Origin of the sequence: Cellulomonas sp. Leaf334, assembly GCF_001424195.1 — a bacterium.
Lineage (GTDB): Bacteria > Actinomycetota > Actinomycetes > Actinomycetales > Cellulomonadaceae > Cellulomonas.
Genome location: NZ_LMOO01000001.1, coordinates 727,095 through 742,756, shown reverse-complemented (window position 1 = coordinate 742,756; position 15,662 = coordinate 727,095). Strand labels below are relative to the sequence as shown.

General features: G+C 72.0%; 17 protein-coding genes, 1 other RNA gene and 1 pseudogene. 9 read left to right on the top strand and 10 right to left on the bottom strand.

The window, feature by feature from the left end:
• Positions 1-6 precede the first annotated feature (6 nt).
• The 3 genes from ASF78_RS03410 to ASF78_RS03400 are packed head-to-tail and all read left to right on the top strand — an operon-like array spanning position 7 to position 2,752.
• Entirely contained in the window at positions 7-1,227 is a 1,221-nt protein-coding gene (locus tag ASF78_RS03410; protein WP_056588066.1) for a Nif3-like dinuclear metal center hexameric protein, read from the top strand.
• Complete coding sequence (locus tag ASF78_RS03405; RefSeq protein ID WP_056584886.1) at positions 1,224-1,970, top strand: zinc ribbon domain-containing protein; 747 nt, start codon at positions 1,224-1,226, stop codon at positions 1,968-1,970. Before ASF78_RS03410 ends, ASF78_RS03405 begins: the two co-directional genes overlap by 4 nt.
• Positions 1,971-2,014: 44 nt before the next feature.
• The gene (locus tag ASF78_RS03400; RefSeq protein ID WP_056584885.1) at positions 2,015-2,752 is read left to right on the top strand and encodes a histidine phosphatase family protein; all 738 of its coding nucleotides are present in this window, start codon (positions 2,015-2,017) and stop codon (positions 2,750-2,752) included.
• A gap of 4 nt (positions 2,753-2,756) precedes the next feature.
• Here ASF78_RS03400 and ASF78_RS03395 read toward each other — a convergent pair whose 3' ends face one another.
• Both ASF78_RS03395 and ASF78_RS03390 read right to left on the bottom strand, forming a co-directional pair.
• Positions 2,757-3,926 (bottom strand): SLC13 family permease, encoded by a 1,170-nt coding sequence (locus ASF78_RS03395; RefSeq protein WP_056584883.1) that lies wholly within the window; start codon positions 3,924-3,926, stop codon positions 2,757-2,759.
• A 1-nt stretch (position 3,927) separates the two neighbouring features.
• The gene (locus ASF78_RS03390; RefSeq protein ID WP_056584881.1) at positions 3,928-4,707 is read right to left on the bottom strand and encodes a YaaA family protein; all 780 of its coding nucleotides are present in this window, start codon (positions 4,705-4,707) and stop codon (positions 3,928-3,930) included.
• Positions 4,708-4,754: 47 nt separating this feature from the next.
• Between ASF78_RS03390 and ASF78_RS03385 the strand changes: the two genes are divergently transcribed.
• Positions 4,755-5,138: a tautomerase family protein gene (locus ASF78_RS03385; RefSeq protein ID WP_056588063.1), complete on the top strand. Its 384-nt coding sequence runs from the start codon at positions 4,755-4,757 to the stop codon at positions 5,136-5,138.
• Positions 5,139-5,260: 122 nt separating this feature from the next.
• On the opposite strand, the pseudogene ASF78_RS21820 reads toward ASF78_RS03385, so the two are convergent.
• Positions 5,261-5,419, bottom strand: a pseudogene (locus ASF78_RS21820) (LuxR C-terminal-related transcriptional regulator); the annotation flags it as partial.
• A gap of 112 nt (positions 5,420-5,531) precedes the next feature.
• Between ASF78_RS21820 and ASF78_RS03380 the strand changes: the two are divergent.
• Positions 5,532-5,972 carry a hypothetical protein gene (locus ASF78_RS03380; protein WP_056584879.1) on the top strand — a complete coding sequence of 147 codons (441 nt, stop codon included), beginning with the start codon at positions 5,532-5,534 and terminating at the stop codon, positions 5,970-5,972.
• A gap of 31 nt (positions 5,973-6,003) precedes the next feature.
• Positions 6,004-6,385: RNase P RNA component class A (rnpB, locus tag ASF78_RS10445), an RNA gene on the top strand.
• Between the two features lie 82 nt (positions 6,386-6,467).
• Here the strand turns inward: rnpB and ASF78_RS03375 are convergent.
• Complete coding sequence (locus tag ASF78_RS03375; RefSeq protein ID WP_156374019.1) at positions 6,468-6,740, bottom strand: hypothetical protein; 273 nt, start codon at positions 6,738-6,740, stop codon at positions 6,468-6,470.
• 208 nt (positions 6,741-6,948) lie between these two features.
• Between ASF78_RS03375 and ASF78_RS03370 the strand changes: the two genes are divergently transcribed.
• A complete protein-coding gene (locus ASF78_RS03370) occupies positions 6,949-7,398 on the top strand; it encodes a GatB/YqeY domain-containing protein (RefSeq protein WP_056584874.1) in 450 nt (149 codons plus the stop codon).
• Here the strand turns inward: ASF78_RS03370 and ASF78_RS03365 are convergent.
• From ASF78_RS03365 to map, 6 genes are all read right to left on the bottom strand, one after another.
• Entirely contained in the window at positions 7,391-8,275 is an 885-nt protein-coding gene (locus tag ASF78_RS03365) for a hypothetical protein (RefSeq protein WP_156374018.1), read from the bottom strand. The two genes, ASF78_RS03370 and ASF78_RS03365, sit on opposite strands and share 8 nt — an antisense overlap.
• Positions 8,276-8,346: 71 nt before the next feature.
• Positions 8,347-8,757 (bottom strand): VOC family protein, encoded by a 411-nt coding sequence (locus ASF78_RS03360; RefSeq protein ID WP_056584869.1) that lies wholly within the window; start codon positions 8,755-8,757, stop codon positions 8,347-8,349.
• Between the two features lie 40 nt (positions 8,758-8,797).
• Positions 8,798-9,088: a DUF6191 domain-containing protein gene (locus ASF78_RS03355; protein ID WP_056584867.1), complete on the bottom strand. Its 291-nt coding sequence runs from the start codon at positions 9,086-9,088 to the stop codon at positions 8,798-8,800.
• A gap of 5 nt (positions 9,089-9,093) precedes the next feature.
• Complete coding sequence (locus tag ASF78_RS03350; protein WP_304437707.1) at positions 9,094-9,861, bottom strand: MBL fold metallo-hydrolase; 768 nt, start codon at positions 9,859-9,861, stop codon at positions 9,094-9,096.
• Positions 9,862-9,865: 4 nt separating this feature from the next.
• On the bottom strand, positions 9,866-10,642 hold the full coding sequence (ppgK, locus tag ASF78_RS03345) for a polyphosphate--glucose phosphotransferase (RefSeq protein ID WP_056584864.1): 777 nt from the start codon (positions 10,640-10,642) through the stop codon (positions 9,866-9,868).
• Entirely contained in the window at positions 10,639-11,511 is an 873-nt protein-coding gene (gene map, locus ASF78_RS03340; RefSeq protein WP_056584862.1) for a type I methionyl aminopeptidase, read from the bottom strand. Before map ends, ppgK begins: the two co-directional genes overlap by 4 nt.
• A gap of 79 nt (positions 11,512-11,590) precedes the next feature.
• Here map and ASF78_RS22235 point away from each other — a divergent pair, with 79 nt between their 5' ends.
• On the top strand, positions 11,591-11,764 hold the full coding sequence (locus ASF78_RS22235; protein ID WP_156374017.1) for an SPOR domain-containing protein: 174 nt from the start codon (positions 11,591-11,593) through the stop codon (positions 11,762-11,764).
• A gap of 161 nt (positions 11,765-11,925) precedes the next feature.
• Positions 11,926-15,660, top strand: coding sequence for a DUF4157 domain-containing protein (locus tag ASF78_RS03335; protein ID WP_056584861.1), 3,735 nt, complete (start codon positions 11,926-11,928; stop codon positions 15,658-15,660).
• The last annotated feature ends 2 nt before the right edge of the window (positions 15,661-15,662 follow it).

Genomic DNA, 15,662 nt, shown 5'->3' with positions numbered 1-15,662 from the left:
CGGGGCGTGACTGCGAGCTCGCTGGCTGACGTCGTCCGGATCCTCGAGCGTCGCTACCCGCCGTCCACGGCCGAGTCGTGGGACGCGGTGGGCCTTGTCACCGGAGACCCGTCCCAGCCGGTGCGTCGCGTGCTGTTCGCGGTCGACCCCGTGGCGGCCGTCGTCGCGGAGGCGGCCGACTGGGGCGCCGACCTCGTCGTGACGCACCACCCGCTGCTGCTACGGCCCGTGCACTCGGTCGCGGCCACGACCTTCAAGGGTGCGCTCCTGCACGGGCTCGTCCGCTCCGGCACCGCCCTCTACACGGCGCACACCAACGCGGACGTGGCGGCCGGGGGCGTCAACGATGCCCTGGCCGCGGCCCTCGGGCTCGTCGGCACGGTCCCGCTGGACCCGGCGCCCGCCGAGGCGCTCGACAAGCTCGTCGTGTTCGTCCCCGTCGCGGACGCGGAACGCCTGGTCGACGCGCTCGCCGAGGCGGGTGCGGGGGCGATCGGCGAGTACACGCGGTGCGCGTGGACGTCGACAGGTGAGGGGACGTTCACGCCGTCGGACGCCGCGTCGCCCACGATCGGTTCCGCTCGTGAGGCGTCGCGGGTGGTCGAGGCCCGCGTCGAGATGGTGGTGCGCCGTCGGCTGCGCACGTCGGTCGTCGCCGCGTTGCGCGCCGCCCACCCGTACGAGGAGCCGGCGTTCGACGTCCTCGAGCTCGCCACGTGGCCCGGCTCGACCGGCGCGGGGCGCGTCGGGACGCTGGGGGAGCCGACGACCCTGCGTGCGTTCGCGGCCACCGTTGCCGCGGCGCTGCCGGCGACCGTCCAGGGCGTGCGGTTCGCGGGCGACCCCGACGGTCGGGTCGAGCGGGTTGCCGTCGTCGGCGGGTCGGGCGACTCGTTCTTCGACGCGGTCCGCGCGTCCGGCGTGGACGCCTACGTGACCGCCGACCTGCGCCACCATCCGGTCTCCGAGCTCCGCGAGCGCGCGGACCACGAGGGCTCGTCCACGCCCTATCTCGTCGACGTCGCCCACTTCGCCTCCGAGTGGCCGTGGCTCGCCCACGCGGCCCGAGCCCTGGAGGGCGACGTGGCCGCGGCGGGCACTACGGTGGAGACCCGCGTCAGCACGGTGAGCACCGACCCGTGGACGGGACGCGTCGCGAGCCCGGGAACCGCCCAGTCTTGTGTGACACCCCCTGAACCTCGTGAACCGCCGGAAGGACACCCGTGACGACTGCACCCGCAGCGGACCAGCGCCGACTGCTCGACGTCCAGGCTCTCGACACCCGTCTGGACCAGATCGCCCACAAGAAGCGCACCCTGCCGGAGCTCGCGCGGCTCACCGAGCTGGCCTCGCAGGTCACCGACCTGCACACCGCTCTGGTGACGTCCCAGACGGCGGTCAGCGACCTCCAGCGGGAGCTGCGCAAGGCGGAGGCGGACGTCGAGCAGGTGCGGGTGCGTGCGGCTCGTGACCAGGCCCGGCTGGACTCCGGCACCGGCAGCCCGAAGGACCTCCAGGCACTGCAGAGCGAGCTGGGCACCCTCGGGCGCCGCCAGTCCGAGCTCGAGGAGGTCGAGCTCGACGTCATGGAGCGGCTCGAGGCCCACGAGAAGGCGCTCGCCGAGGTCACGACCGCGCACGAGTCGCTCGCGGAGAAGCGCGCGGGGGTGGAGGCGGAGCGCGACGCCGCGTACGCCGCGCTGGACGCCGAGGCGGAGACGGTCCGGGCGGAGCGCGCGAAGGCTGCCGACGGGCTCGACGCCGGGCTCGTGGTGCTCTACGAGCGCCTGCGCGGCCAGCTCGGTGGCAAGGGTGCCGGTGCGTTGCGCGGCCGCCGGTGCGAGAGCTGCCGCCTCGAGCTGAACCCGCTCGACGTCGAGGCCATCGTGAAGTCGCCGGAGGACCAGGTGGCCCGGTGCGAGGAGTGCGGCCGCATCCTCGTGCGGCTCCCGGAGCCCGCGAAGGGCTGACCTGCGGGTCGCGTGTCCGGCGAGGGAGGGACAGACTGCGAGTCGTGAGCGAGAACACGCACGTCGACCCCGTCGGCTCCCCGTCGGCACGGGCCCCGCGACCATCGGGCGCCGGTGTCCGGTTCGACGAGGAGCAGCCCGTCACCGTCGTCCTCGTCCGGCACGGCCAGACGACGATGACGGTCTCGCGCGGGTACTCCGGGTCCGGCGAGCCGGGTCCGCCCCTCGACGAGACCGGTCTGCGGCAGGCGCGCGACGCCGCCGACCTGGTCGACCGCGTCGGCCGGGACCTCTGGGGCGACATCCCGTACCCGAGCGAGATCATCGCCTCGCCCATGGTCCGCACGCAGCAGACCAGCGCGATTATCGCCGAGAAGCTCGGGCTGACCGTCCGCACCGACGCGACGTTCCAGGAGGCGAACTTCGGCGAGTGGCAGGGGCTCACCGCCGAGCAGATCGAGGAGCGGTGGCCCGGGCAGCTCGAGCCGTGGCACACGAAGGCTGACCTCCGGCCGCCGGGCGGCGAGTCGATCGAGGACGTCGGTCGGCGGCTGCAGGGCGGCCTGGACAGGCTGTTGGCGGAAGGCATCGACCGCACGGTCGTCGTCGTGAGTCACGCCGTCTCCATCCGAGCGGCGCTCGGGGTGACCATGGGCGCGCAGCCGTCCTCGTGGAGCCAGCTGCGGGTCGCGCCCGCGTCGGTGAGCATCGTGCGTCTGTTCGCGGACCGTCGCGACGAGATCGCCGTGGTGGGTGTGCCGACCGAGGGCTGGTCGTCCTGACCGGTCAGCTCGTCGCGACGAGCGCGAGCGTGGCTGCCACGACGGCCAGCGGCGCGAGCAGCAGGCCCTGACGCACGATCGTCCCCGCCGGGACGTCGAGCATCACCGTGCGGCACCGCTGCCACCACAGGACGGTCGCCAGCGAGCCCCACGGCGTGACGAGGGGGCCGACCCCTGTTCCGATCAGCAGCGCCGCGAGCCGCAACGGGTCCGTCCCGACTGCTGGCTCGAGGGCGAGATAGGCGGGCAGGTTGTTCATCGCGTTCGCCGCGAGCGCGCCCGTGGCGGCCACCTGCAGGAGCGCACCCGGACCGTTGCCGGTGCCGGCCGCCTGCGCGAGCACCGTGCCGAGCCCTCGGGCGTGCGCGGTCGCGACGACGACGAACAGGCCGAGGACCACGAGCAGCGTCCGCCACGGGACCAGGTCGCGGGCGGGCACGGGGAGCTTCTGGTGCCGGGCGAGCGTCACGGCGAGCAGGACGAGGGCCACCACGATCGCGGTGGGGGCGGTCGGTGCGCCGACGACGAACGCGATCGCCAGCACGCCGACCGCGACGGCGCTGACGACGAGCAGCGGACGGTCGCGCACCGGGAGCGGCGGGCTCGGGTCGTAGGAGCCGCTCAGCGACCGCCGGTCACGCACCGCCAGGACGGCGACGGTGACCAGGATCGCCGCCAGCGCCGGTGCCCACATCAGGCCGAGGTAGCCGACGCCGTCCGCGCGCAGGAGGTGGTCGGCCAGCAGGTTGGTCAGGTTGGAGACCGGCAGGACGAGCGAGGCGGTGTTCGCCAGCGCAAGGACGGCGAGCGCGAACGGCAAGGGGGGCGTGCGGGTGTGCCGGGCGAGGGCGATGACGACGGGCGTGAGCAGCACGGCGGTCGTGTCGAGCGACAGGACAGCCGTGCTCACGGTCGCCAGCACGACGACGAGCCCCCACAGCGCCCACCGGCGCCCGCCGGCCAGCCGCGAGGCCAGACCCGCGGCGGCATCGAAGAGGCCCGCACCCGCGCACATCTCGGCGACGACCGTCAGCGCCGCGACGAAGACCAGGACGGGCAGCGTCCGGTCGGCAAGCGCCCGGGCGTCCTCCAGAGGCAGCGCGCCGGTGGCCAGCACCAGCGCGATCACCGCGAGCGCGACCAGCCACCACGGCACGTGCCGACGGCGTGCCACCTCAGGCCACGACGAGCTCGAGCGTCCGGGCACCCCGCGTCGGCGGACCCAGCTCGACGGCGAGCAGGGCCGAGCCGACGAGCTCACCGGCTACCCGAGCGAGCGACTCCGCGTCCTGCGGTGCACGACCGCGACGAGTCACCAGGTGGCGCGTGAGCACCCCGCGCGTGTGCTTGGCGTTGTGCGAGACGACCGACCTCGTCCCGTCGAGCTCACGCAGCACCCGCACCTGCACCCAGTCGGCGGACCGCGGCGGGTGCCACGCCGCGAGGTACGTCGCGGACCGGCAGTCGACCACCAGCTCACCGTCGGCACGCGCCTCGAGCTCGACCCCGAGAGGACCTCGCCACACCCCGGGCAGGTGCCCCAGACCCGGCAGGTGCGTGGCCATGGACAGCCGGTACGCGGGGATGTGGTCGTCGGGGGCGACGAGCCCCCAGAGGCCGGACACGATCCGCACGGTGTCCGCGGCCCGCACCCGCCCGGTCGGGGTGAGCCGGTCCAGGCCGGCCGCCGCGTACAGCACGCCGGTGTAGACATGCTTCGCCGCGCCCGTCGGCAGGCTGCGCAGGTGCACGTTCCGCGCGACCTCGGCGTCGAGGCTCGCCCCGACGCCCAGCACCTGCATCGCCTCGGGCGACGCGCTGAGCTCGATCAACGCGTCCAGCACCTTCTCCCGCACCGGGTTCAGACCGGGGGAGGAGAGGCTGTCGAGGTCGAGCTGGGGGCCGCGGGCGCGCGGCGGCGTCTTGCCCTCGGAGGGCGGCAGGAGCACGAGCACGCCTGAACTGTAGGCTCCGCGCGACGGTGCAGCGCGAGGAGGACCAGATGGCGCACGTGAAGATCTACGGCCGGCGCGACGTCTGGCAGGACCGTCGCGGATCCGTGTCCGACGCCGTCCACCGCGCGATCGTCGGCACGTGGGGCCTCCCCGAGGACAAGCGGTTCCACCGCTTCCTGCTCCTCGACGCCGACGACCTCGTGGCACCGCGCAGCAAGGACTACCTCGTCGTCGAGATCCTCTGCTTCACCGGCCGCTCCCGCGAGGCCCGCCGCGCACTGATCGCCGCGTTCTACGACGACGTCGCTCCCACCCTCGGGCTCGCCCTGGACGACCTCGAGGTGATCATCATCGAGAGTCCCCCGGAGAACTGGGGGATCCGTGGAGTCTCCGGCGACGAGCTGTCCCTGACCTGCCGCGTGGACGTCTGAACCCGCGTCGACGTCTGAACCGGCAGGTCGCCCGTGCGCCGACGGAGGTCGTCGATCTCCGGCAGCCCGAGGTCGGCCGGCACGAGTCCCCGCGACCGGCCGGCAGTGAGGGCCGCGTCGCGGTCGGTGACGTCGAGCTTCATGTAGATCGAGCGGACCTGCGACTTCACCGTGTTCCGGGTGACGTACAGGGATGCTGCGATCTCGCTCAGCGTCAGGGGCAGGGCCAGGTGCGCGAGGATCACACGCTCGCGCCGGGTCAGTCCTTGTGCGGTCTCCATGACCCTGGTTCGGCGCCGACGTGCCAGGGGATGGGTGAAGTCTCCGAGCGAGACCGACGCAGTCGCGAGTAGGGTCCGAATCATCCGGATCCCGCCGTGGTAGGAGCCCGTCATGCCCCGTCGACTCGTCACCATCGCCCTGACCGCGGTCCTGGCCGCGACACTCACGGCGTGCGGCGACGGCACGAACGACTCGTCGGCGAGCACCGCGACACCGTCGGCCATGTCGTCCTCGAGTGACGATGCCGGCGGCGGACAGTTCTCCCTCACCACGGCCGACGGCAAGCTCTCCGTGACCGGCACGGCATCAACCTGCGAGAACCCGGACGAGGCGAACCTGACCGTCACGTTCACGGGCGACGGGGCGACCGTGACCGTCACGGTCGCCGGCGGCAAGGGCAGCCTCGTCGTGACGGGCGACAACGGCTTCGAGGGCACGATCTCCGACGTGACGATCGGCGATGCGGGCGACGTGGACGCCTCCGGCTCGGGCGCCGCCGCGGACGACTCGGCCACCGACACCCGCTTCACGCTGACCGGCCGGTGCCCCTGACCTGGGCGGGCGGCTAGGCTGTCGGCGCGGATGAGTCAGTCAGGCGGCCGCGTCGAGCCCTCGGGCTCGCCGAGGAACGTCCGGGCTCCGCAGAGCAGGGTGGTGGGTAACACCCACCCGGGGTGACCCGCGGGACAGTGCCACAGAGAACAGACCGCCCGACCGGTCCGCCGGTCGGGTAAGGGTGAAACGGTGGTGTAAGAGACCACCAGCGTGCCGGGCGACCGGTGCGGCTAGGTAAACCCCACCCGGAGCAAGGTCAGACAGGGAGCGTTCGAGGGCTGCTCGCCCGAGCTCCCGGGTAGGCCGCTGGAGGCGTACGGCAACGTGCGTCGTAGAGGGATGGCCGCCACTCGCGCAGTGCGGGCAACCGCGCGCGAGGACAGAACCCGGCGTATCGACTGACTCATCCGCTTCTCGGCCGCCGTGGCCTGCCCCATACCGGCATCGTCCGGGCCCCCTCGGGCTGGGGCGTGGGCTCGGTGGACTCCCGGGTCAGCCGTCGGCCCGACGGTGCTCCCGCTGCACGGCGGCGTCGTCCGCATGGTCCACCAGGCGGTAGATGCCTACGCGGAGCAGGGGCAGCCCGATCACCAAGATGATCCACCCGACAACGGCCAGCGGGACCGAGCCATTGCCCTCCGCGGACGAGGGGGTGGTGAGGCCGAGGTACGCCGACGTCAGGAGCAAGGCCGCCGAGAGGACGACCAGGACGACGCCGAACGAGAGGGTAGCGGCAGCGTGCGCGATGGGCTGAGGTGTGGCCATGAGCGCGAGCATGGCAGGAGGGCGCACGCGGCGTGGTCGGTTTGGCTCAGCGGGTGCCTGGGTCGGGATCGTGGCCCTCACGCTGGCCCCGGGACGACCACCCCGACCGGGTGACGTGTGCGACTCGGCATCGATCGACCGGCACTGAACGCACCGACCCCGCGGATTCCGACTGCGTCGGATGGCGCCTGCAGGGCACGATGGCTCCATGAGCACCCTCGACCAGCTGACGTCCGACCTGACCACCGCCATGAAGGCCCGCGACACGGAGCGCACGGGTGTCCTGCGCCAGATCATCGGGGCGGTGCGCTTCGAGGCGAAGGCGGGCACGGTCGAGAAGGAGCTGTCGGAGGACGACGTGCTGAAGATCCTCGCGCGCGAGGTCAAGAAGCGCCGCGACTCGGCGCAGATCTACACGGACGCGGGTGCGCCGGAGCGGGCCGCGACGGAGACCGCTGAGGCGGACCTCATCGAGACGTACCTGCCGGCGCAGCTGTCGGACGACGAACTCCAGGCGCTGGTGACCGCGGTGATTGCGGATGTCGGCGCCACCTCGGTGCGGGACATGGGTGCCGTGATGAAGGAGGCGTCGGCGCGCGCCGGTGCGTCCGCGGACGGCAAGAAGCTGTCGACGCTGGTGCGCGCCGCGCTCAGCTGACGGAGGCGGGGAGCGACTCGTAGGTGCGGCCCGACAGCATCGACGCGACGTCGGAGGTCCACGGCAGGGGCGGCTCGGGCATGACGACGAGCCACGAGCCGTCCCGGTCGAAGAACCGCAGGTCGCCGTCGAACGCGTAGGTGTCACGCACGTGCACGCCGAGGTCGGTCACCGTGAACGTCAGGTTGAACAGCCACGCGGCGGGGTCCTGGATCCGGGCGTCGCTGTCGAGGTCCCGGGACGTCCACAGCCGCATCCAGGTGACGCTGCGGGACTCGCGGGCGGGCACGACGAGCGGGTGCCCGGGCAGCAGGTCGAGCTCGCCGCCGGCGGGTTCGATGACGTTGACCTGGGCCACGCCGTCGGACACGTTCTCGAACCAGATGGTCAGGGCGGTGCGGAACGCGTACGTCTCGTCGCGCCCGACCTGGAGCTGGCCGGTGAGCGCGCGCCACCGGTCCTGGCCGCCGCTGGTGAGCTGGCAGTACTCGAGCGTGGGCCGACCGGGGGTGCCGGAGCCCTCCGGGAAGGCCCGCGCGACGATCGTCGGGGCGAGCACGTCGAGCCGCGCCTCCTCGAGCATCCGGCGCATGCGGTAGGCCTCGGCGCGCTGCCGGTCGGCGTCGGCGCGTGCGCTCTGGGCCTCCTGCTGGGCGAGCGCGATCGCGTCCCGGGCGATCCCGACCTGCTCGTCGAAGACCTTCGTCTGCTTGGTGGTTGCCTCAGCCAGTCGCTTGGAGCGGCGCGCAGCTCTGCCGGCGACGATCCAGGCGCCGAGAGCGGCGATGAGTGTCAGGACGGAGAGGGCGAGCGGGGCCCACTGTTCCCAGTCCTGCCAGGCGACGTCCCCCACGAGCGGTAGTTCGACGCTGATCATTCAGGGAAGGTACCGACCGATTCGTCCGAATTCGACCCCGTCACGTCTCCGTCACCCGTGTGGGGGAACGATCAGGCGCCGGAGGCCTGCGCGGCGAGTGCTGCGGCCAGCTGGTCGGGGGTGCTCCGCAGGAGGCAGAACTCGTTCCCCTCGGGGTCGGCGAGCACGTGCCAGGGGACGTCGCCCTGGCCGATGTCGACCCGCGTGGCGCCGAGCGAGAGCAGGCGGTCGAGCTCGATGGACTGGTCGGAGCCGTTGGGTGGGCGTAGGTCGGCGTGCAGGCGGTTCTTGGCGACCTTCGCGTCGGGGACCTTGATGAACAGCCATCCGGTCGCGGCGCCGTCGGTCGGTTCGATGGCGATCTCGTCGTCGTCCACGGCCGGCTCCCAGACGTAGGACCACCCCAGGACGTCGCGCCACCAGCGGGCGAGGGCGTGCGGGTCGGCAGCGTCGATCGTCAGGTGCGAGACCACAGGCGTCATGCGTCGCAGGTTAGGGGCGACCGCTGACACGCGCGACCCGTTACTGCGGGTCGAGGCGGACGACGCCGGAGTCGAGGTCGAGCCGCCCGGCAGCGTCCCCGGTCTGCTTGATGTCGAGCTGCTGGCGGTCCTGCTCGGCGGTGAGGTACTCGTGGTTGGGCTGGAACACGTCGACGAGCGCACCGAACGCCCCGGCGCCACCCACGCCGCCCCCGGTCTGGCGCCGCTCGCGGGGACGTCGGCGGTCGAACCACCCGCGGGCCGTCATGCGGTCGACCGCGACGAGCAGGAGCGCGAGCGTGACCACCCCGCCGGCGACGAGCCATCCCATGCCGGTCATCGTCCCACGGCGTCCCGGTGAGCGGCGTGGGCGGCCGCGGTCCACGGGAGCGCGCAGCGGTCGTCGGTCGTCTCGACGCCGTCGACGAGTGCGGACAGGTAGGCCCGGTCGGCTGCGAGCCGTCGGCCGAGGTCGCTCCCGACGTGCCCGTGCCCGGGGACGACGACGGAGGCCCCGGTGGCCTCCAGCAGCCCGAGGGCGCTCAGGTAGTCACCGACGGGGTCGTCCGCCGACAGGTCCAGCAGCGGGATCTCGACGTCGGAGAGCATGTCGCCCGCGACGAGCGCGCCGGCGTCGGGCAGGAAGAGGGCGGTGTGGGGCCGCGCGTGAGCGGCGTGCACCAGGACCTGGACGGTCGGACCCGGCCAGTCGAGCGCGCCGGGGGAGCGCCGGGGGAAGTCCGTCGCAGCCGCGGCGACCGGCGCCGGCGGCTCGCCGCTCCGGGCGAGCTCGGGGTCGGCGTCACGTTCCGCCGCGAGCGTCTCGCGGTCCGTGGCCGGGACGCCGGCCGACCACCGGGGCAGGTGGGCGAGGGCGGGACCGTCGAGCACGTGGTCCCAGTGGGCGTGCGTCGACCAGACGGCCACCGGCGTCCACCCGCGCGACCGGATCGCCGCCGTGAGGCCGTCCACCTCCCGGGCGGTCACCGCGGGGTCGATCACCAGACAGGTCCCGTCGGGTCCGACGACGACGGTCGACGTCGTCGTGTAGACCGCGCTCGTCGCGACGTGGACCCCCGGTGCGACCTCGACGAGGTCGCGCAGGTCGTCAGCCGTGAGCCTGTGCCGCCAGCGCGGCAGCGCCGACGATGCCCGCCGCGTTGCGCAGCTCGGCCGGGACGATCTTCGTGCGGATGTCGAGCAGCGGCAGGAAGTCCTTGTGGTGCTTGCTCACCCCACCGCCGACGACGAACAGGTCCGGCCAGAACAGGTTCTCGACCACGGTGAAGTAGCGCTGCAGGCGCTCGGCCCACTGCGCCCAGTCGAGGTCGTCCCTGTCCCGCACGCTCTCGGCGGCCCGCGTCTCGGCGTCGTACCCGTCGATCTCCAGGTGGCCGAGCTCGGTGTTCGGCACCAGGTGCCCGTCCACGATCAGCGCGGAACCGATCCCGGTGCCGAGCGTCACGACGAGCACCACGCCCTGCACACCCTTGGCAGCCCCGTAGAGGACCTCGGCGTACCCGGCCGCGTCGGCGTCGTTGACCGCGAGGACCCGGCGGCCCGTCGCGTCGTGCACGGCCTTCTCGACGTCCGTGCCGATCCACGACTTGTCGACGTTCGCCGCGGACTGTGCGACGCCGTGCAGGATCACCGCGGGGAACGTGACTCCGATCGGCACGTCCTTGCCCAGGTGGAACGAGTCGACGACCTTCGCGACGGTCGCCGCGACGGCGTCCGGGGTGGACGGCTGCGGGGTCGGGATGCGCAGCCGGTCGGCGGCGAACTGCCCGTCGGCCAGCGACACCGGGGCGCCCTTGATCCCGCTCCCGCCGATGTCGACGCCGAACGCCGTGTCGGGGGACTTCTTGTGCTTGTGGTCGCTCATGGCAGGGTCAGGATCTCCGCTCCGGTGTCGGTGACCAGCAGGGTGTGCTCGAACTGCGCGCTGCGTCGGCCGTCGGCTGTCAGGACGGTCCAGTCGTCGTCCCACATGACCCAGTCGGGCGTGCCGAGGTTGAGCATGGGCTCGATGGTGAACACCATCCCCGGCTCGATGAGCGTGTCGTAGGCGGGTGCGGCGTCGTAGTGAGGGACGACGAGCCCGGTGTGGAAGGCGGGGCCGACGCCGTGCCCGGTGTAGTCGCGGACGACGCCGTACCCGAAGCGTGCCGCGTACTTCTCGATGACCCGCCCGACCACGTTGATCTCGCGCCCGGGGACGACGGCCTTGATGGCGCGGGCCAGGGCCTCCTGCGTGCGCTCGACGAGCAGCCGTGACTCCTCGTCGACGTCGCCCGCGAGGAACGTCGCGTTGTTGTCGCCGTGCACGCCGCCGATGTACGCCGTGACGTCGATGTTCACGATGTCGCCGTCCTCGACGACGGTCGAGTCGGGGATGCCGTGGCAGATGACCTCGTTGACGGACGTGCACAGCGACTTGGGGAACCCCCGGTAGCCGAGGGTCGACGGGTAGGCGCCGTGCTCGACCAGGAAGTCGTGCCCCACCGCGTCCAGCTCGTCGGTGGTGACGCCGGGAGCGACGTGGCTGCCGACGAGCTCGAGGGCCTGCGCGGCGAGGCGGGCGGCGACCCGGACGCGCTCGATCATGTCGGCGTCGAGGACGTCGCTGCCCGTCCACCGTGCGGGGCCCGGCCGGCCGACGTACTCGGGCCGGGCGATCGCGGACGGGACGGGGCGGCGGGGGCTGAGCGTGCCCGGGACCAAGGCGGATCGTGGCGCGTGGACGGGCGGCATACCTGGCAGTCTACGGACAGGAGGGCATCGCGGCCGGTCAGCAGCCATCGGCACGGGGCCCGGACGAAGGGAGACCGCCGTGGCGGACAAGTACTGGTTCAACACCGAGACGCACGAGGTCGAGGAGGGTCGGCAGAGCGACTGGACCAAGCTCATGGGCCCGTACACGACCCGCGAGGAGGCCGCCCAGGCCCTGGAGAAGGCGCGCAGGCGCAACCAGGACTGGGAGGCCCAGGACGAGGCGGAGTCCTGAGCACCGTGCACCACCGGGCAGCGTGAGCTGCCCCGAAGGGCGGCCGCGCGCGCGGTGATGCCGGTCGCGCGGCCGGTGCCGGGCGCTGATGGGTTATGACGGGTGGATGACCGGGCAGCCTCTCGAGCGCGCCGGCTGCGGCCTCCTGGGCGGGTGAGGTCGTGCCGACGCCGCTCGCGCGCGAGGTGGTCCAGGAGCCCGAGCGGCGCCACCGGACGACCTCGGCAGGGAGCCCCGCTGCGCGGCAGCCGGTGGGCGCGCTGCACTCGAACGGGGAGCTCGCCCGGCTCGCGCGCGCCGGAGGATCACCGCCGACCGCCGCGCTGACCGCGTCGAGCAACCGCGTCGCCCGGGCGAGCCTGGCCGTGACGCACCCCGACGACCCGGTGGAGCGGGAGGCCGAGCGGGTCGCCTCCGACGTCGTGCACCGACGGACCGCCCCGGCAGCGGTCGCTGCCCCGTCGGCCCCGACCGTGCCGCCGGCCGGCCGGTCCGGTGGCGCCCGTGACTCCGACACCGGACCGGCGCCGGCGGTGGAGCTCGGATCCGTCGCGGAGCACGCCGAGGAGATCGCCGAGGGCGGGCAGGTCGAGGTCCCCCAGGCTGTGGCGTCGCTCATCGCGAGCCCGGGCACCGGCGTGCCGCTGGAACCCGGCGTCCAGGCCCGAGTCGCACCCGTCCTCGGTGCCGACCTCAGCGCTGTCCGCGTGCACCAGGGTCCTGACGCCAGCGCCGCCGCCGCAGCGCTGCAGGCACGCGCCTTCACCGTCGGCGCCGACATCTTCCTGGGCGAGGGGGAGTCGGCCACCGACCTCGAGCTCATGGCGCACGAGTCCACGCACGTCGTGCAGCAGCAGGCGGTCGGCGTCTACCGCGCCGAGGTCGCCCGCCTCGCGCTCGGCACGGTGATGCCCGACTGGCTCATCGCGGACATCCAGTCGATCCCCGGGTACTCCGTCGTCAGCACCGTCGTCGGCAGCGACCCGATCACGGGGGAGTCGGCCACGGAGAGCCGGCAGGGGTTCGTCGAGAAGCTCCTCACGTTCGGCCCGTTCGGTGCCGCGTCGGGCCCGGTCCTGCAGGCCGCGAAGGTGCTCGACGACGTCTTCACGATGCTCGACGAGGGGCTCAAGCGCCACAACCTCACGTTCGACCGGGTGCTCGCCGACCTCGACAGCGCCTGGGACGAGATGTCGATCACCGAGGGCGTCGAGTTCAACCTCGCGATCGCCCGCCGGTACCTCTCGGCGATCGTCAACGACGTCAAGGCGTTCCTGAGCGAGATCGCCGATGCCGTCATCGCGAAGGTCCGGTCGGTGCTCGCGGCCGTCGCGGAGCCGTTGCTGGAGAAGGACAGCATCGCCCCGTACTGGAACCTCGCGAAGAAGGTCCTGCACACCAACCCCCTGACCGGCGAGGACGTGCCGGCCACCACCGTCGAGATCCTCACCGAGTTCCTCAAGGTCATCGGCCAGCAGAAGGTGCTGGACCAGATGATCGAGCGCGGCACCCTGCAGAAGACCGCCGACTGGGTCGACTCGAAGATCGACCAGTTCAAGAGCATCGTCGGCCAGGTCGCGGCGCTGCTCGAGCAGGCGGGCGCGGCGCTGAGCCCGGCGAACCTGCCGAACCTCCTGGACACGCTGCCCGCGCTGGCCGACCAGGCGTTCTCGATCATCAAGCAGATCGGTGACTTCGCGCAGGACGTCATCGCGCAGGTGCTCGTGCTGGTGAAGGACTCGCTGCTGGCGTGGCTCTCGTCGTACGCGAAGAAGATCCCCGGCTACGAGCTCCTGACCGTGATCCTGGAGAAGGACCCGTTCACCGGCGACGCGGTGCCGCGCACGGCCGAGAACCTGATCAAGGGGTTCATCCTCCTGCTGCCCGGCGGCGAGGACATGTACGCCAAGCTGGCCGAGTCGGGCGTCATCGCGAACGCCGCCGGCCGGATCACGTCGGCGATGACCGAGCTGAACATCTCCTGGGCGCTCATCACGGACACGTTCCTGGGGCTGTGGAACCTCGTCACCCTCGAGTCGCTGCTGTCGCCGATCGAGACGTTCGACAAGATCCTCGACCAGTTCGGGGACCCGCTCTCCCGGATCATCCGGTTCGCGGCCGTCGTGGTCCAGGTCGTCGTCGAGCTGATCCTGCGCCTCATGAACTTCCCGCCCGAGATCTTCGGGCACATCCTCAGCCAGGTCGAGTCGGCGATCGAGGACATCAAGCGGGACCCCGTCGAGTTCCTGCTGAACGTCGTCGAGGCGATGAAGCAGGGCTTCAGCCGGTTCTTCGACAACATCCTCGAGCACCTGCTCAAGGGGCTCGCCGCGTGGATGTTCCGCGGCCTGAAGTCGCTCGGCATCGAGACCCCGACCGAGCTGACGCTCGAAGCCGCGATCACCCTGGTCATCCAGGTGTCCGGCGTGACGGTCGAGCTCCTCTGGCAACGGCTCGCGGCGAAGATCGGCCAGGAGAAGGTCGACAAGATCCGGCAGGCGCTCGAGCTCGCCGGTCAGGCCTTCGACTTCATCAAGGACGTCCAGGAACGTGGCATCGAGGCGATCTGGGACAAGATCAGCGAGCAGCTGACCAACCTCTGGGACCTGATCTTCGACGCCGCGAAGTCGTGGATCATGAAGGAGATCGTCAACAAGGCGATCGCGAAGGTCCTCTCGATGCTCGACCCCACCGGCATCATGGCGGTCGTCAACTCGTGCATCGCGTTCTTCAAGGCCGTCCAGTCGGTCCTCGACTACATGCGCGAGCTGCTCGAGCTCATCGACTCCTACGTCTCGACGGTCGCGCAGATCGCGAAGGGCAACGTCGGACCGGGCGCCGCGATGCTCGAGACCGGCCTGGCCAACGCCGTCCCCGTCGCCATCGGCTTCCTCGCCAACCAGGCCGGTCTCGGCGACGTCCCGGAGCAGGTCAAGCAGATCATCATCGACCTGCGCGCCAAGATCATCGAGGCGATCGACTGGCTGATCGACAAGGCCGTCGCACTGGCGCAGTCGGCGCTCTCCGCACTCGGGCTCGGCGGTGAGGAGACACCGGCCGACGACAAGCTCGAGGCCGAGGTCGGCGTCCAGTACGAGGGCGCGGGCCACGAGATCTTCGCCGTCGTGAAGGACGGCCACGTGCTCCTGGAGATGGCGTCGGCGAACCGTCGGGAGTTCTTCGCCCAGATCGATGAGCTCCTGACGCTCACGGAGTCGAACAAGGATCCCGGGATCCCGGCCAAGCGCAAGAAGCTGCTCGGGATGCGCGACCGGATCGCCGCCCTCGACAACCTGTGGACGACGGACGTCCAGTGGAAGGTGAAGGAGGAGCGCCAGAGGTTCACCGTCCAGCTGGGGAACCTGGCGGCCGACGCGAAGACCGCGCTCGAGGAGCTGGCGGCGGCGGCGGGGGTCGCTCTCGGCGACCTCAACATCGTCGACGGCAGGGTCGTGGCGGGAGTCTCGATCCGCGAGACCTACTACCCGAAGAAGTTCGACTCGGACGTCCCGGCCAAGTTCGCCCCGAAGATCTCGGCGGCCATGGCCGACGCGCGGACCCGGTTCGCCGCGGACATCGCCCGGCGCACAGCCGGCGGCGAGATCGGCGACTGGTACACCTGCCCCGGCCCCGACTACGCGTCACACCACCTCGCGAACCGGAACTACGAGCCGATCGAGAAGGACCACAGGATGAGCGTGTCCGCGCACTGGAACTCCTCGGGCCGGTCCACCGGACCGAGCGACCGTAAGGACTGGTACAGCGACATCGCGAACCTCGAGGTGATGTGCGAGAAGCACAACCGGTCGAAGGGCGGCGCAAGCGTGGGGGACGAGGCTGCGAGCGAGGACCCGAAGTGCAATCGCGAGGTCGGGCCGGGGTTCGTCGGCACGTAGCG

Bases quoted from the DNA above. Each gene is read 5' to 3' on its own strand.
- ppgK (WP_056584864.1), bottom strand. From the start codon at position 10,642: ATGAGCGACCACAAGCACAAGAAGTCCCCCGACACGGCGTTCGGCGTC.
- ASF78_RS03355 (WP_056584867.1), bottom strand. From the start codon at position 9,088: ATGGGATGGCTCGTCGCCGGCGGGGTGGTCACGCTCGCGCTCCTGCTC.
- ASF78_RS03380 (WP_056584879.1), top strand. From the start codon at position 5,532: ATGCCCCGTCGACTCGTCACCATCGCCCTGACCGCGGTCCTGGCCGCG.
- ASF78_RS03375 (WP_156374019.1), bottom strand. From the start codon at position 6,740: ATGGCCACACCTCAGCCCATCGCGCACGCTGCCGCTACCCTCTCGTTC.
- ASF78_RS03360 (WP_056584869.1), bottom strand. From the start codon at position 8,757: ATGACGCCTGTGGTCTCGCACCTGACGATCGACGCTGCCGACCCGCAC.
- ASF78_RS03365 (WP_156374018.1), bottom strand. From the start codon at position 8,275: ATGATCAGCGTCGAACTACCGCTCGTGGGGGACGTCGCCTGGCAGGAC.
- ASF78_RS03385 (WP_056588063.1), top strand. From the start codon at position 4,755: ATGGCGCACGTGAAGATCTACGGCCGGCGCGACGTCTGGCAGGACCGT.
- ASF78_RS03370 (WP_056584874.1), top strand. From the start codon at position 6,949: ATGAGCACCCTCGACCAGCTGACGTCCGACCTGACCACCGCCATGAAG.
- map (WP_056584862.1), bottom strand. From the start codon at position 11,511: ATGCCGCCCGTCCACGCGCCACGATCCGCCTTGGTCCCGGGCACGCTC.